This window comes from Pseudomonas mosselii (assembly GCF_003205295.1).
Classification (GTDB): domain Bacteria; phylum Pseudomonadota; class Gammaproteobacteria; order Pseudomonadales; family Pseudomonadaceae; genus Aquipseudomonas; species Aquipseudomonas mosselii_B.
Map to the genome: position 1 here is coordinate 100,547 of NZ_QJRP01000009.1, position 13,944 is coordinate 114,490.

Sequence of the window (13,944 nt, forward strand, 5' to 3'; positions counted from 1 at the left end):
ATAGGTCCGGCATGGCAGCAACCAGGCCCTGGCAGGCACTGAGGGAGGGACTGTCCCTTGACTCACACGCAAAACTCCTTGTCCCTTCCACCACTTTTTCCCATCCCCGCCTCCACCCAGAATCCGCCCCTGACACCATTTCCCGTTCAGGAGCCCACAACTTGCACTACTTCAAACCCCTGCTACTCACCCTGGCCCTGGCCACCACCGCCCAATCCACCCTGGCCGCCGACTGGCAATCCTCCCCCTACGGCCCAAACGATGAAATCGGCGCCGCCAACCTCCTCACCCCCGAGGTGGTCAAGCAAGCCATCACCCTGGTCAAGACCGGCAAGACCTACCCCCTCGCCGTCCCCGTCAGCAAGGACCTGCCCGCCTTCCGCCACCGCAGCTTCCACCTCTACAACATCCAGCCCGGCGAACAGGCCGGCCAGACCCTGGGCAAGAACAAGTTCAGCTTCAACGATGAACTGGTCAACGGCTGGACCGGCGTCGGCACCCAGCTCAACGGCATCGGCCATATCGGCATCGACAACGTCTACTACAACGGCAACAAGGCCGCCGACTTCGTCACCGTCGAAGGCGTGACCAAGCTCGGCGTGGAGAAAGTGCCGCCGATGGTCACCCGCGGCGTGGTGCTGGACATGACCGCCCACTACGGCAAGGCCATCGTACCGGGTGGTACGTCGTTCACCGTCAATGACATCAAGGCGGTGCTCAAGCGGCAAGGCATCACCCTGCGCAAGGGCGACGTGGTGCTGTTCAACACCGGCTGGCTGGAGCTGATCGGCAAGGACAACATGCAGTTCCTCGCCACCGAGCCGGGTATCGACCTGCCGGCGGCCGAGTGGCTGGCCGACCAGGGCATCGTCGCCTTCGGCGGCGACACCTGGGCCTCGGAGGTCTACCCCAACCCCACGGGTGAAGAGTTCCCGGTCAACCAGTACATGCTGGCCAAGCGCGGCATCTACAACCTGGAGCTGATCGACACCCGCGCCCTGGTGCGCGACAAGGCCTTCGAGTTCCTGTTCGTGCTGGGCCAGCCGCTGTACAAGGGCTCGACCCAGGTCAACATCAACCCGGTGGCCATTCACTGATCATCAGGCCTTGAGTACCCTGCCCGCTGCTTGCAGCGGGCATTTGCGTTGATGCAGGCTGGCCACCTGGTAAAAACACAGGGCTGTCCCCTGGAGGTCTCATGCAGGATCTACGTCAGTTGCGCTACTTCGTCGCCGTCGCCGAATGCGAAAACGTCGGCCGCGCGGCGGAACAGCTTCATATCTCTCAATCCCCCTTGAGCCGGCAGATCGCCCAGCTCGAGGACCACCTCGGCCTGGCCTTGTTCGAACGGCGCAACCAGCGCCTGTTCCTCACCGCCGACGGTCGCACCTTCCTGTCCGAGGCCCGTGGCCTGCTCAAGCACGCTGAACGCCTGGAGTCACTGGGCAAGCGCCTGGGCCGTGGCGAGGAAGGCGGGCTGTGCATCGGCTACGTCAACCATGCCATCCATGCCGGCGTGCTGCCCGGCGCGGTGCGGGCCATACGCAGCGAACGCCCGAAGATTCACATCGCCCTGTACAACATGACTCCGAGCGAGCAGTTCGAGGGCCTGCGCCAGCGCAGCCTGGACATCGCCCTGGTCTGCGAGCCGCCGCCCGACAATGATCCCGACCTGCGGGCGCATCCGGTGCTGGACGACCCGATGCTCCTGGCCATCCCCGCCGAGCACCCGCTGGCTGGCAAGACCGACCTCAGCCCCGCCGACCTGCATGAGCAGGAATGGATCATCACCGGCGGGCAGCCCGACCAGATCAACAAGCGCGACGATTTCATCGCCCGCTGCGCCGACGCGGGCTTCACCCCGCGTCTGTCGCTGGAGGCCACCGACCCGCTGAGCGTGCTTGGCCTGGTGTCCGCCGGGCTCGGCCTGGCCATGGTGCAGGGCAGTCTGAGTGCCAGCGCCGGCCCCACGGTGGTGCTGCGCAAGCTAGAGTGGTTCAGCCCCTGCGTGCAATTGTGGGCGGCCTGGCACCAGGTCGACCTGCGGCCGATCGTGGGGGTATTCCGCGAGCGCGTGCTGGCCCTGGCCGATCAGACTTTGTAGGTCTTAATTCAGTCAAATCTAGTCTTTTACAGTCTGATCGCGCGTCACTAGCATGGCTCCCATCGATGCAACTCATCCACAGGAGCCATTCCATGAACATCGACCTCGGCGGGCGTACCGCCATCATCAGCGGCTCGACCGGCGGTATCGGCCTGGCCATCGCTCGCGGCCTGGCCCGCGCCCATGCCGACGTGGTCATCGCCGGCCGCAGCCAGAAGTCGCTCGACGCCGCCCTGGCCGAACTGCGCGCCCAGGGTGGCCGTGGCCAGGTGCACGGGGTGTTCGCCGACCTGGGCACGGCCGAAGGCGCCCAGGCGCTGATCGCCGCTCACCCTCGCGCCGACATCCTGGTCAACAACCTGGGCATCTACGATGACGTCGATTTCTTCGACGTCGACGACAGCGAGTGGAACCGCTTCTACGACACCAACGTGCTGTCCGGCGTGCGCCTGGCGCGCCACTACGCACCGGGCATGGTCGAGAAAGGCTGGGGGCGGATCCTGTTCATCTCCTCGGAGTCCGGCATCGCCATCCCGGCCGACATGATCAACTACGGTGTGACCAAGGCGGCCAACCTCGCCGTTTCCCATGGCCTGGCCAAACGCCTGGCCGGCACCGGGGTCACCGTCAACGCGGTGCTGCCCGGCCCAACCCTGACCGACGGCGTCGCCAACCTGGTGGCCGATGCGGCCAAAGCTTCCGGGCGCAGCATTCGCGAAGAGGCCGACCACTTCGTGCGCAGCGCCCGCCCGAGCTCGATCATCCAGCGCGCCGCCGACGTCGACGAAGTCGCGCACCTGGTGGTGTACCTCGCCTCCCCTTATTCCTCCGCCACCACCGGCGCGGCCCTGCGGGTCGACGGCGGTGTAGTCGACAGCCTCGCAATTTGAATTCAATTCTGGAGATTTCCCATGGCCAACGCCCAAGCAACCCTGAACACCCCACACAGCCCCGAGCACGTCTGGGCCCTGATCGGCGGCTTCGACAGCCTGCCCGACTGGCTGCCGTTCATCCCTGAAAGCCTGTCCAGCGAAGGCGGCCGCGTGCGCTCGCTGAAAGACCCGGACGGCAACATCATTGTCGAGCGCCTGATGGCTTTCGATGAGCAGCAGCGCAGCTACAGCTACTCGATCCTGACCAGCCCGTTCCCGGTGACCGGCTACCTGTCGACCCTGCGGGTCAAGGCCGACGGCCAGGGCAGCCGGGTGGAGTGGTTCGGCGAGTTCACCCCGGTTGGCGTCAGCGACGAAGAAGCCACGGCGTTGTTCACCGGCATCTATGAAGGTGGCCTGCAGGCCCTAGCCAAGAGCCTGGGTTGATGTAACCCCCGAGATGCACAGCAGGGCCGCCTTCGAGCGGCCCTTTTGCATTGCTGATTCCAGCTCAATACACCTTTGCCCGAACTCCGCTGTATCCCTGCCCCGCGCCTCGCTACCCTGCCCCGTTTCTGCCCCTACGAGAACCGCTCATGTCCATCACTCATCGCGCCTGGGGTTGGACCCCGGGCGCAGGCCTGGACGGCCTGCAACTCATCGACAAACCCCTGCCTGAAGTTGGCCCCGGCCAAGTGCTGGTGGCCAACCGCGCCATCGCCCTGAACCCGGTGGACTGGAAGATCTGCGAATGGGGTCACGCCGACTGGCACCCGGGCACCGTGCCCGGCGTCGATGGCGCGGGTACCGTGATCGCGGTCGGTGCCGGCGTCGACCTGACGCTGGGCTCCCGCGTCGCCTATCACCAGTCGCTGTCCCGCGATGGCAGCTTCGCCGAGCACTGCCTGCTGGATGCGAACCTGGTCATGCACATTCCCGACAACCTCGACATCGCCGCGGCCGCCGCCGTCCCCTGCCCCGCGCTCACGGCCTGGCAGGCCCTGGCCAAGGTCGCCGACGGCGCGTCGCGTGATGTGCTGGTAGTTGGCGCAGGCGGCGCGGTGGGCTTCTATCTCGTCCAGCTGGCACTGCAGCGCGGCCTGCGCGTGTGGGCCACGGCGGGCCGGCAGCACCATGATCGGCTCAGGCAACTGGGCGTGGCCGGGGTGTTCGACTACCGTGCCGGCGACTGGCAGGCCGATGTGCAGGCGGCCCTCGGTGAGCGTCCGCTGCATGCCCTGTTCGACACGGTCAGCGGCAGCCATGCCGCGAGCCTGGCCCATCTGCTGGGTTACAACGGCCATCTGGTGTGCATTCAGGACCGCCAGGAAAGCGCCCCGCTGCCGGCCTTCAGCACGGCGATCTCGCTGCACGAGGTGGCGCTCAACAGTGTCCATGCCCATGGCCGGCTGCTCGATCGGCAAGCGTTGAAGGTCGAAGGGGAGCGTTTGCTGAGGATGGTCGCCGATGGCCGGCTGCTGGCACCGCAGCGCCTGGACTTTCGCTTCGAGGCGCTGCCGCAGGCGTTGCGCCAACTGAAGGAAGGCAGCGCGTCGGGCAAGTGGGTGACGCGCTTGGCGTAATCCGGCTGCACAAATGAAAACGCCGCGCTAAGCGCGGCGATGATGCAAACAGGGCTGCGCTGCAGCCCTGTCCTGTTCAAGCTCAGGCTGCCGGAACCGGCGCCAGTGCGTTGATCAGGCCTTGTTGACGCAATTCGTTCCAGAACGCTGCCGGAATGACCGCGCCCAGGGCTGCATGGTCTTCGTTGGCGTGCGCCACACGGGTCGAACCCGGGATCGCCGCGACCACCGCCGGGTGGGCCAAGGCGAACTGCAGGGCGGCCGCCTTGACGTCGACACCGTGGGCACGGGCCACTGCCCGGATGCGTTCAAGCTTGGCCAACACCGAAGGGGTCGCCTTCTGGTACTCGAAGTGCTCGCCACCGGCAGTCACGCCGGAGCTGTAGGGGCCGCCCACGACGATACCAACGCCCTGCTCCGCCGCCTGCGGCATGACACGCTGCAGCGCGCGGTCGTGATCGAGCAGCGAGTAGCGCCCGGCGAGCAGGAAGCCATCAGGTTGCGGCTCGTCCAGGTCGAGGGTCAGCTCAATCGGCTCGACCCGGTTCACCCCCAGGCCCCAGGCCTTGATCACGCCCTCTTCACGCAGGCGGGTGAGCACGCGGAAGGCGCCCTTGCGCGCGGTCTCGAAGCGCTCCAGCCACTCGTCACCGTAGAAGTCCTGGGCGATGTCGTGGATCCAGACGATGTCCAGGCGGTCGGTCTTCAGCCGGCGCAGGCTGTCTTCGATGGAGCGCAGGGTCGCATCGGCGCTGTAGTCATTGACGATGCGGTTGCGATTGCCGTGTTCGAACAAGCCGCTCTTCTCGCCCAGCTCGCGGCTGGTGGGGTCTTCCAGTTCGTCGAGGATGATCCGGCCGACTTTGCTGCTGAGCACGTATTGGTCACGAGGCCGACCGGCCAGGGCGTTGCCCAGGCGCGATTCGGACAGCCCGGCACCGTAGAACGGCGCGGTGTCGAAGTAGCGCACACCGTTGTCCCAGGCGGCATCGACGGTGGCCTGGACCTCGGCCTCCGGTACGTTGCGGAACATGTTGCCCAGTGGCGCGGTGCCGAAGCCCAGCGGATTGGCGATAAGGGATTTGAGGCTCATGGGTGTACTTCCTGATAAGGGGAGTTGCTGTGTGAACTCCAGTGGCGGCAATCCTATGCCGCCCCTATCAAGACCGTCCAAGTCATAATTCGACAGACTTGAGACCTTAGATGCATGACTCCCGACCGACTGCGCAGCGTCCCTTTGTCCGTACCTTCAATCAAGCCCCACTCACCCCGTCACCACCTCATACCTCACCCGATGCGCCTCAGTTGGCAGCGGCACCTCCCACTTGAACAGCATCCGCCGTATATCATCATTGCGCAGCGACGTATCCCGTCGCTGGTTACGCCGCATGATTTCGTCCTCCGGCCGCTCCAGATAGACGATCTCCACCTGCGCCCCGTAGCCATACAGCAAATCCAGCGTCCGGCTGCGCATCTGCGCCGACAGGTGCGTCGAGTTCCACACGAACGGCCTGCGCTCACGCAGCAGCGCCTTGGCCCGGTCGATGGCGTAGTGCGCGGCGGCGCCTTCGTTCTGGCCGTGGCGCAGGCCCAGGGCCTGGCGCGCGTCATCGAACGACACCACCGGCAGGTCCGGGTGGTGTCGGGCGGTCCAGGTGTCCTTGCCGCTGGCCGGAAGGCCCGAGAGCATCACCACCTGAGAGCCCTGGGGTTCGTGCAGCGCATAGTCCGGGTGCACGCGGGCGCCACGCAGGTACTGAATACGCGTGTAGTCGTCGGCAAACGCCCGTGGGCCGTGCAAACACCCCTCCTCTGCCGCCAGCTCACGCCACAGTTCGATGGCGGTCAGCACATCGGCCTTGCCGGCATAGTGGCGGCCCTGCATGTCGGCCTCGGCCACCGCGCAGAGCATCCACACCGGCAGCTCCCAGGACAGCTTGTGCAGCAGGAACTCCGCGCTGCGCCCGCTGCGATCGCCCTGCAGGGCAAAGAACGGCAGTTGATGCACAGTGATGATCCGGCAGATCTGTTCGCGCAGCGCGAACGGCACGCCGGCGCGCCACAGCAGCAGGCGCGCATCCACCGCGCCTCGGCGCGAGTGGCCGGGTTGGCCGATGCGCCCGGTCTGCGGGTCGATCACCGTGGTGTCGGGTTTGGCGATGTCATGCAGCAAGGCGGCGAAGAACAGCACGAAGCGCTGCTCGGCGCTGGCGTCGCGGTAGGCGCTCTGCGCCAGCAGCGCCTCGACCACCAGGCGGGTATGGACCCATACATCGCCCTCGGCGTGATAGGTCGGATCCTGCGGGGTGTCGGCCAGGCGTGCCAGGGCCGGAATGGCCGCGAGGCAAGCGGCGCTGTCCATGTCGTGCCCGGGGTCGGGCACCAGTTGTTGCAGTTGTCGAATATCCATTTCAGGAAGCTCCTTCAGTCGCCGCGGCGTGCGCCGTGCCAGTCCAGGGACAGGCGCGGTGCGTAGAGATCGACGCCGGCGGCCAGTTGATTGGGTATGTACGGTTGGTTGGCATGGTGCTGGTCGGCGTCGAGGATGGCCTGGACGAAGTCCTGGCGCACCCACTTGAGCCGGCCCAAGGTCTGGCGCTCGTCTTCGAGCTTCAGGTACAGCCCCTCCATGCGGCTCGAGCGGTCGCACTGGCGCCAGGCACGGGCCAGGTCGAGGCCTTCGCGGCGTACCACCTGCTCGAACACTTCGCGCCATTGCGCGGTCTTGGCCAGCGAGTCGCCGAGCAACGCCATCAGCTCGGCATAGCGGCGTGGTGCCGGGCCTTCGTACAGCACCGGCACCGACAGCACCGGGCCGTCGGCGAGCAGGCGGCGGCGCGCCGCGGTGGACAGGAACAGCCCCGTGGCGCGGTCCCACACGTCGAACTCGCAGAAAAAATGCGGCAGGTGGTCGTAGAACACCGAGTGCTTCTTGTGCAGCCACTCGCCATACAGCACGAAGCGGTCTTCAAGACGCTCCAGCAACCAGTGCTCGTGGGCGACGGCCCATTGCTTGAACAGGTTGAACTGGCGCTCGCGGCCACCGCCGCTGAGATAGTGGCCACGCGATTGCAGGCGGAGTTCACCACCGCTGGTAAAGCTGATGCCGGCGTTGGCGCCGTCGAGTTTCTCTTCCACCACCAGCCATTGGCCGGCCAACGAGCCATAGGCTACCTGGCCGGCATCGCTGTCGCCGTCTTGCAGGCGCGAGCCTTGCAGATGGGGTGTGCGGGGGTATTTGAGCAGTTCGAGGGAATGTGCGTCGGCACGAAAATCCATGTTCATGGGTTTCTCCTTGGAAATAGGGAAAAACCGACGACAGGATCAGGCAGGCACGAGGATGAAGCGCTGCCGCGCGCAGGCACGGGCAGCCATCAGGCACGATGGACCGTCGTCGGTATCAGGCGTGTTTGATGGCGCAGGGCACTGGCTTCACCACTTGGGGAAAAGGTTGCGGGGATTCGAGGGCGCGTATTCAACAGCAGGTACCGGTAGCGGGTCAAGCCTTCAATAGCATCAATGTGATAGCATCGGCGCGCCCCTGGAGGGGCAATCTTTTGAAATCCCGCAAGGAACATGCTTCGTGAAAGACTTCGTCATCAGCGTCAACAACATCGTCCTCTACATCTCCCTGGCCGTTATCTGGCTCTTCGCGCTCATCACCCTGTTCACCGGCGGGTTCCTGCCAGCCCTGGGTGTCTTCGTGGCCGGCAGCCTCGGATGGTGCATCGTTTCCGGCTTCTGGTTCGTCCAGTCCGCTACCTACGAAGAGCTGCGCAAGCTCAACGCCAGCAAAGACTGACGCTCTGCTCGGTACGCGCGCTCATGGCGCGCCTTCCGGCAAGCGTCGGAAGAACAGGGTGATCTGGCCGATCTCCAGGCCCAACTTGCTCATGCGCGAGCGGTTGATCAGGGTGTCCTTGTCCATCAGGTACATCCAGTCGTCCAGGTCCACCTGCCAGTGCCGCCCGTCCACGGGCAGATCCAGCGTGTAGCGCCAGCGCAGTGCGTTACCGGCCACTTCACCGCGCGCCTCGCCGATCACATCCCCCGCCGTGCCGCGCCAGCGACCGGGTCCGTCCGGCACCAGCGTCCAGGTGCGCTGCTGCCGGGTGCCGTCGCTGTAGAGAAAAAGCTCGTCGAGGATCAGCCGTTCGCCCTCCCGGCGGCTGTCGATGCGTACGTGAAAGCGCTTCACCACTTCTCCGGAGCGCTTCTGGAACATGCCCCAGGCCTGCACCGGGCGCGAGAAGAACGCCGCCAGGTCGAAACGGGGTTGCTCGGCGGCGTACCGCTCGACTTCGACATTGCCACAACTGCCCAGCACCAGGCAGGCGGCCAGCAACAGCGCCCTGTACATGTTCATGATCCTCCTCGGGGCTTGCCGGCCAGGCCGAGCAGTTGCAGACGCAACTGGGCGTCCCGGGCCCGCGGGTCCAGCCAGATGGCGAAGAACGCCCGGGCAAAGGCCGGGTCGGCAAGGGTGCGGGTGGGCTGGTCATCGACATAGAAGCGACCGCCCTGCCCCGGTAGGTACAAGCCGGTGATGCGCATGCCGGGGCGCACATCCACGAAGGCCTCCTGCAGTACCTTGGCCCAGGCTTCGAGCTGTTGCGGCGTCACGCTGCCGGCGCCGAGGCGGCGCATCTCTTCGAGGCTGGCTTGCACCAGCGTGTCCCGGGACAATGAGCGGTGGTAGGTCAGTTCCAGGGCAAACGGCTGGTTCCAGTCATGACGCGGACCCTCGGTCCACAAGCGTGCGCTGTACAGCCGCAGGCCGAACCAGGTGAAGTCGCCACTGCCTAGTTGCCGGGCCGCCGGTAGCGCTGCACGCCAGTCCGCAATAGCCACTGGCATCGACGTCAGCAGCAGGCAGAGACAGGCCAAGCGCGCAAGGAATGCCATGACGAATCTGCAGGAAGACTTAACTTATACAAGACTAGTTTTATGTACAGATAAATCAAATCATGTATAGATATTAGGGTCGACTGCACCTATCAGGTAGATCGTCCAATGAGCCTGATCACCCATCTTCATACACCCGCCAACGTGCTGGTCTGCGGCGCCAGCCAGGGCATCGGTCTTGCCCTGTGCTCGCAGCTGTTGGCACGTGATGACGTCGGGCTGCTGCTCGCTGTTTCGCGGCGGGCAACCAGCAGCCCTGAGCTGGATGTCCTGGTCCAGAAGCATGGCCGCCGTTTGCTTCGCCTCGACTGCGACGCCCGGGATGAACAGGCGCTGCAAGTACTGGCAGATCAGGTCCGTGGCTGCTGCGATCAGCTAAACCTGGTCATGTGTACCCTCGGTGTGCTGCAAGCACCGCCGGCGCGGGCCGAGAAGTCGCTGGCGCAACTGGATCTGGCGGGGTTGCAGGCCAGCTTCGCCACCAACTGCTTCGCCCCCGTCCTGCTGCTCAAGCACCTGTTGCCGTTGCTGCGCCGCCAGCCCGTCACCTTCGCCGCCCTGTCGGCGCGGGTCGGGTCGATCGGCGACAACCGCCTGGGCGGCTGGTACAGCTATCGCGCCAGCAAGGCCGCACTGAACCAGCTGTTGCGTACGGCCAGCATCGAGCTCAAACGCCTCAACCCTGCCTCGACAGTCCTGGCCCTGCACCCTGGGACCACCGATACCCCGCTTTCACGCCCGTTCCAGGGCAATGTGCCGATCGACAAGCTGTTCGCGCCCGCGTTTGCCGCCAGTTGCATCCTCGAACTCGTCGGCCAGCACGGGCCGTCAGAGACCGGTACGTTCTGGGCCTGGGATGGCAGCCCCGTTCCCTGGTGATCCGCAGGTGCTCGTCAGGGATGAGGCGTGACGGCGGTGGACACCGGGTCAAGGAAGATCAGTTGCAGCGGCTCCGCCAACAGCTGGTCGGCCTGCTCGGCAAAGCGCTGGAAGTGGTCGGTGGCCAGGTGCGTGTCCAGGGCCTGCTGGTGGTCGAACGCCTCGCGCATGTAGAACGTCCCGAGCTCATCGCTGCGCTCGAACAGCATGTAGTCGCGGTTGCCGGGTTCCGCCCGGGTCGGCTCGATCAAGGCCAGCAAGGCTGCTTTCAACGACGCTGCCAGGCCTGGCTTGGCCTTGAGGATGGCAAGGGAAACGAGGGGATGGTCTTGTGGGTTCACATCAATCTCCTGGTCAATCGCAAGGGGCCGGATCGACCGGCCCGCCGTTGTCTCTCGGATGGGCTCAGAAGCCTTCCAGAACGATCTTGCCGCGCGACTTGCCGCTCTCGACCAGCGCATGGGCACGGCGCATGTTGGCGGCATTGATGGCGCCGAAATGCTCGCCCAGGGTGGTGCGCAGGATGCCCTGGTCGATCAGCCCGGCCACCCGCTCGAGCAGCTCGTGCTGGCGGACCATGTCGTTGGTCTGGTACAGCGAGCGGGTGAACATCAGCTCCCAGTGCAGCGACAGCGACTTGCGCTTGAGCGGCATGGCATCCAGGGTCTGCGGGTCGTCGATCAGCCCCAGGCGACCTTGTGGCCGCAGCACCTCGACCAGTTGCGCGAAGTGCTGCTCGGTATGTGTGAGGCTGGCGACATGGCTGACCGACTCGATCCCCAGGGCCTGCAGTTGCCCTGTCAGCGGCGCGCTGTGGTCGATGACGTGATGGGCGCCCAGTTCGCGTACCCAGTCGGCGGTCTCGGCGCGGGAGGCGGTGCCGATGACCGTCAGGCGGGTCAGTTGCCGGGCCAGTTGCACCAGCATCGAGCCGACACCGCCGCCGGCGCCGACGATCAGCAGGGCATCGCCCTCCCCGCCGCCTTCGACCAAACCTAAGCGGTCGAACAGCAGTTCCCAGGCGGTGATGGCCGTCAGCGGCAGCGCTGCTGCCTGCGCCGCATCCAGGCTGCGCGGCTGGTGACCGACGATACGTTCGTCGACCAGGTGATATTCGCTGTAGCTGCCGGGCCTGGCGATGGAGCCGGCGTAGTACACCTGATCGCCTGGCTTGAACAGTGTCACCTGTGGGCCAACCTCACGGACGATACCGGCCGCATCCCAGCCAAGTATTTTCGGCTCAGGCGTGAAAGTTCCGGCGCGCACCTTGGTATCGACGGGGTTGACCGACACGGCCTTGACCTCCACAAGAAGGTCCCTGGGCCCTGGATTCGGCCTGGGCACGTCGATGTCCTGAAGGGACGCAGGGTCTTCGATGGGCAGGCCATTCTGGGTATAACCGATCGCTTTCATAGGCACTCGCTGCAGGATATGGTTTGATTCGTGAACCCAGTCTGGCGTATCCGGCCTTCGGGAAAAACGGGCTGTACCCGTGAACACTTTCATTGTAGGAGTGAAAATGATTCGTCTCGACGACCTGGGCATCTTTGTGCGCAGTGCAGCGCTAGGCAGCTTTACCGCGGCCGCCCACGAAGCCGACCTGCTGCCCGGCCAGGCGGCCGAGGCGGTCAAGCGCCTGGAACGTGAGCTTGATGTACGGCTGTTTGCCCGCACCACGCGCAGCTTGCGCCTGACGGCCGAGGGCGAGCAGTACCTGCCCTCGGCCCTGGCCGCCCTGGAAGCCCTCAGGCTCGGGCGGGACAACCTGCAGCGGGAAGGCGCCCAGCTAAGCGGAACGTTGCAGGTGGCCGCGCCGTCCGACCTGGGTCGCAATGTGCTGCTGCCCTGGCTAACGGCGTTTCGCCGCGAGCACCCGCAGTTGAACCTGCGCCTGTTTCTCTCCGACCAGATCGCCGATCTGTTCCGCGAGCCTGTGGACATCGCCATCCGCTACGGCCTGAACGCCGACGCCAACTACATCGCCCTGCCACTGGCACCATGGAACCGCAAGGTGCTGGTGGCCGCGCCCGAGTACCTGGCGCGGCAAGGCACGGTGCAAGCCCCCGAGGACCTGCGCGAGCACCAGTGCCTGCTGTACATGCAGCAGGGCCGGGTCTACGACAGGTGGCAACTGGGAGAGCAGACCGTGCAGGTGCGTGGAGCGCTGCTCTGCGACGATGCCGATATCGCCCGGCGCTGGGCCGTGGCGGGTGAAGGGATCACCTACAAGTCCTGGCTGGATGTGAGCGACGATGTACTGGCGGGACGGCTCGTGGTGCTGTTGCAGGATCACCCCGGGCCGTCCATGCCACTGAGCCTGGTGTGCCCGCACCGCAAGCAGTTGTCGCCTGCGGTAAAACAGCTGCACGCCTGGTTGTCGAGCCACTTCGCCGTCCTCGAGCGCTACTGATCAGCCTGCCGGCAGCATGCCTTGGATAGCCGTTACCACCTGCAGCGTCGCCGCTTCCAGGGTGCCTTCATTTCGGCACAGCACCCAGCCGTGATCGGTAACCGCTCGCTCGAATGCTTGCGTGCAGGCTACGTGCTCCTGCAACTCATGCATCACGGTACTGCCCAGGCCACGCGTGCGCGCAGCTGCCCTGACCCAGGAAATTTCAGGGTCGGTAACGACACCGACATGCAGGTCCGGCACCCGCACGCCGCGTTCGATGTTCAGCCGCAGGATCTCGGCAAACGGCACCAGCCGGCGAAATGCGGCATCGGACGGGTACCAGCGATCGATCAGGATAATGCTGTCCTTGGGCTGCCTGGCCAGCACATGCTGGGAAATCCAGGCCCGGCTGAGCGCAAGACGCTCACAGACCTTCATCTCCAGATCCCGGCAGGGGTTCCTGACGAACTGGTTGACCAGGGCCATGGTTTCGCCCCGGTAGGGATCGCTCTTCTTCTCGCTGATGCGAATCACTTTCCTGTTGTCCGCCCTCAGCGCCTGGGTGACGGACTCCAGCAACGTGGTCTTGCCGGTGCCTTTTGGCCCGTCCAGGGAAATGAACAGCGAACGATTCATGCTTCACACAACGATTGGATTCCTTCATCGACAGACATGGGCTTACATCAGGCAGTAGAACTCGCTGATCTCTGCGACGATCTCGCGGGCGGCATTGTACAGCCTCGCCTCAGGCGTGAGGGCCATGGAGCGGGCTTCGAGCACATAGCGCTGGCCTGCCTGGAAGTGGGCGTAGTCGAGGGTCAGATAGCATTGGCGGACGGTGGTGCCGCCCATCATGCTCAGCCCGCCACCACCGCTCGTTTCGTAGTCGAACCTGACGACCAGCTCATGGCTGCCGGGAGTGACCTGGAAGAAGCGGCCCTCCTCCAGACGCTGCTTGTCCAGTCGTTCGGCCAGCAGCACGCGGTCGTTGGGGAATGGCAGCGAGAGGTCGACCCAGGCCATCTGCGGGTTGGCGGCTGGCAGTGGGGTTTGGCAGCCGGGAATGGCGGTGATCAGCAACAGCAGTAGCAGCCGGCGCATGGTGAGTAATCCTTTGGAGTCTGGTTAAAGGATAGCGCTGGGGCGTCGGGCTGTTAATCATCTGGCTCGAGCTCGAGGCAGGGGTACGGCGGCAAGGAAGGGATAAAA

At 65.2% G+C, this 13,944-nt stretch carries 17 protein-coding genes; 8 read left to right on the forward strand and 9 right to left on the reverse strand.

From position 1 onward, the window contains the following. Nucleotides 1-161: 161 nt before the first annotated feature. From DMX06_RS11605 to DMX06_RS11625, 5 genes are all read left to right on the forward strand, one after another. Nucleotides 162-1,097, forward strand: coding sequence for a cyclase family protein (locus DMX06_RS11605; RefSeq protein ID WP_110737121.1), 936 nt, complete (start codon nucleotides 162-164; stop codon nucleotides 1,095-1,097). A 101-nt stretch (nucleotides 1,098-1,198) separates the two neighbouring features. Then, entirely contained in the window at nucleotides 1,199-2,104 is a 906-nt protein-coding gene (locus DMX06_RS11610; RefSeq protein WP_110737123.1) for a LysR family transcriptional regulator, read from the forward strand. A gap of 92 nt (nucleotides 2,105-2,196) precedes the next feature. Next, nucleotides 2,197-2,994 carry an SDR family NAD(P)-dependent oxidoreductase gene (locus DMX06_RS11615; RefSeq protein WP_110737124.1) on the forward strand — a complete coding sequence of 266 codons (798 nt, stop codon included), beginning with the start codon at nucleotides 2,197-2,199 and terminating at the stop codon, nucleotides 2,992-2,994. Between the two features lie 21 nt (nucleotides 2,995-3,015). Then, a complete protein-coding gene (locus DMX06_RS11620) occupies nucleotides 3,016-3,423 on the forward strand; it encodes an SRPBCC family protein (protein ID WP_110737126.1) in 408 nt (135 codons plus the stop codon). A gap of 149 nt (nucleotides 3,424-3,572) precedes the next feature. Continuing rightward, on the forward strand, nucleotides 3,573-4,559 hold the full coding sequence (locus tag DMX06_RS11625; protein ID WP_110737128.1) for a zinc-binding dehydrogenase: 987 nt from the start codon (nucleotides 3,573-3,575) through the stop codon (nucleotides 4,557-4,559). Between the two features lie 82 nt (nucleotides 4,560-4,641). On the opposite strand, the gene DMX06_RS11630 is transcribed toward DMX06_RS11625, so the two are convergent. The 3 genes from DMX06_RS11630 to DMX06_RS11640 form a co-directional block, all read right to left on the reverse strand. Further along, entirely contained in the window at nucleotides 4,642-5,652 is a 1,011-nt protein-coding gene (locus DMX06_RS11630; protein ID WP_110737130.1) for an aldo/keto reductase, read from the reverse strand. 171 nt (nucleotides 5,653-5,823) lie between these two features. Then, complete coding sequence (locus DMX06_RS11635; RefSeq protein WP_110737131.1) at nucleotides 5,824-6,969, reverse strand: AAA family ATPase; 1,146 nt, start codon at nucleotides 6,967-6,969, stop codon at nucleotides 5,824-5,826. 14 nt (nucleotides 6,970-6,983) lie between these two features. Next, nucleotides 6,984-7,844 (reverse strand): RNA ligase family protein, encoded by an 861-nt coding sequence (locus tag DMX06_RS11640; protein ID WP_110737133.1) that lies wholly within the window; start codon nucleotides 7,842-7,844, stop codon nucleotides 6,984-6,986. Nucleotides 7,845-8,142: 298 nt separating this feature from the next. On the opposite strand from DMX06_RS11640, the gene DMX06_RS11645 reads away from it, so the two are divergent. Beyond that, nucleotides 8,143-8,361 (forward strand): hypothetical protein, encoded by a 219-nt coding sequence (locus DMX06_RS11645; protein WP_050705559.1) that lies wholly within the window; start codon nucleotides 8,143-8,145, stop codon nucleotides 8,359-8,361. A 21-nt stretch (nucleotides 8,362-8,382) separates the two neighbouring features. Here the strand turns inward: DMX06_RS11645 and DMX06_RS11650 are convergent, their stop codons facing one another. Both DMX06_RS11650 and DMX06_RS11655 read right to left on the reverse strand, forming a co-directional pair. Further along, entirely contained in the window at nucleotides 8,383-8,919 is a 537-nt protein-coding gene (locus tag DMX06_RS11650) for a DUF3833 domain-containing protein (RefSeq protein ID WP_110737136.1), read from the reverse strand. A 2-nt stretch (nucleotides 8,920-8,921) separates the two neighbouring features. Then, nucleotides 8,922-9,464, reverse strand: a complete 543-nt coding sequence (locus DMX06_RS11655) for a chalcone isomerase family protein (protein ID WP_110737138.1) — start codon at nucleotides 9,462-9,464, stop codon at nucleotides 8,922-8,924. A gap of 108 nt (nucleotides 9,465-9,572) precedes the next feature. Between DMX06_RS11655 and DMX06_RS11660 the strand changes: the two genes are divergently transcribed. Further along, nucleotides 9,573-10,343, forward strand: a complete 771-nt coding sequence (locus DMX06_RS11660; RefSeq protein WP_110737140.1) for an SDR family NAD(P)-dependent oxidoreductase — start codon at nucleotides 9,573-9,575, stop codon at nucleotides 10,341-10,343. A 14-nt stretch (nucleotides 10,344-10,357) separates the two neighbouring features. Here DMX06_RS11660 and DMX06_RS11665 read toward each other — a convergent pair whose 3' ends face one another. Together DMX06_RS11665 and DMX06_RS11670 are read right to left on the reverse strand one after the other, a co-directional pair. Further along, on the reverse strand, nucleotides 10,358-10,684 hold the full coding sequence (locus tag DMX06_RS11665) for a putative quinol monooxygenase (protein WP_258378842.1): 327 nt from the start codon (nucleotides 10,682-10,684) through the stop codon (nucleotides 10,358-10,360). Between the two features lie 64 nt (nucleotides 10,685-10,748). Continuing rightward, complete coding sequence (locus DMX06_RS11670) at nucleotides 10,749-11,756, reverse strand: zinc-binding alcohol dehydrogenase family protein (protein WP_110737143.1); 1,008 nt, start codon at nucleotides 11,754-11,756, stop codon at nucleotides 10,749-10,751. 106 nt (nucleotides 11,757-11,862) lie between these two features. Here DMX06_RS11670 and DMX06_RS11675 point away from each other — a divergent pair, with 106 nt between their 5' ends. After that, entirely contained in the window at nucleotides 11,863-12,753 is an 891-nt protein-coding gene (locus DMX06_RS11675) for a LysR family transcriptional regulator (protein ID WP_110737145.1), read from the forward strand. Here the strand turns inward: DMX06_RS11675 and DMX06_RS11680 are convergent, their stop codons facing one another. Next, on the reverse strand, nucleotides 12,754-13,371 hold the full coding sequence (locus tag DMX06_RS11680) for a dTMP kinase (RefSeq protein ID WP_110737146.1): 618 nt from the start codon (nucleotides 13,369-13,371) through the stop codon (nucleotides 12,754-12,756). It lies immediately after the preceding gene. A 42-nt stretch (nucleotides 13,372-13,413) separates the two neighbouring features. Next, the gene (locus DMX06_RS11685; RefSeq protein WP_110737148.1) at nucleotides 13,414-13,836 is read right to left on the reverse strand and encodes a PA0061/PA0062 family lipoprotein; all 423 of its coding nucleotides are present in this window, start codon (nucleotides 13,834-13,836) and stop codon (nucleotides 13,414-13,416) included. Nucleotides 13,837-13,944 lie beyond the last annotated feature (108 nt).

What these genes read in the sequence shown, in the direction of transcription:
- DMX06_RS11655 (WP_110737138.1), bottom strand. Translation starts at nt 9,464, where the DNA reads ATGGCATTCCTTGCGCGCTTGGCCTGTCTCTGCCTGCTGCTGACGTCG.
- DMX06_RS11640 (WP_110737133.1), bottom strand. Translation starts at nt 7,844, where the DNA reads ATGAACATGGATTTTCGTGCCGACGCACATTCCCTCGAACTGCTCAAA.
- DMX06_RS11610 (WP_110737123.1), top strand. Translation starts at nt 1,199, where the DNA reads ATGCAGGATCTACGTCAGTTGCGCTACTTCGTCGCCGTCGCCGAATGC.
- DMX06_RS11680 (WP_110737146.1), bottom strand. Translation starts at nt 13,371, where the DNA reads ATGAATCGTTCGCTGTTCATTTCCCTGGACGGGCCAAAAGGCACCGGC.
- DMX06_RS11635 (WP_110737131.1), bottom strand. Translation starts at nt 6,969, where the DNA reads ATGGATATTCGACAACTGCAACAACTGGTGCCCGACCCCGGGCACGAC.
- DMX06_RS11660 (WP_110737140.1), top strand. Translation starts at nt 9,573, where the DNA reads ATGAGCCTGATCACCCATCTTCATACACCCGCCAACGTGCTGGTCTGC.
- DMX06_RS11685 (WP_110737148.1), bottom strand. Translation starts at nt 13,836, where the DNA reads ATGCGCCGGCTGCTACTGCTGTTGCTGATCACCGCCATTCCCGGCTGC.
- DMX06_RS11615 (WP_110737124.1), top strand. Translation starts at nt 2,197, where the DNA reads ATGAACATCGACCTCGGCGGGCGTACCGCCATCATCAGCGGCTCGACC.
- DMX06_RS11625 (WP_110737128.1), top strand. Translation starts at nt 3,573, where the DNA reads ATGTCCATCACTCATCGCGCCTGGGGTTGGACCCCGGGCGCAGGCCTG.
- DMX06_RS11650 (WP_110737136.1), bottom strand. Translation starts at nt 8,919, where the DNA reads ATGTACAGGGCGCTGTTGCTGGCCGCCTGCCTGGTGCTGGGCAGTTGT.
- DMX06_RS11620 (WP_110737126.1), top strand. Translation starts at nt 3,016, where the DNA reads ATGGCCAACGCCCAAGCAACCCTGAACACCCCACACAGCCCCGAGCAC.
- DMX06_RS11630 (WP_110737130.1), bottom strand. Translation starts at nt 5,652, where the DNA reads ATGAGCCTCAAATCCCTTATCGCCAATCCGCTGGGCTTCGGCACCGCG.
- DMX06_RS11675 (WP_110737145.1), top strand. Translation starts at nt 11,863, where the DNA reads ATGATTCGTCTCGACGACCTGGGCATCTTTGTGCGCAGTGCAGCGCTA.
- DMX06_RS11670 (WP_110737143.1), bottom strand. Translation starts at nt 11,756, where the DNA reads ATGAAAGCGATCGGTTATACCCAGAATGGCCTGCCCATCGAAGACCCT.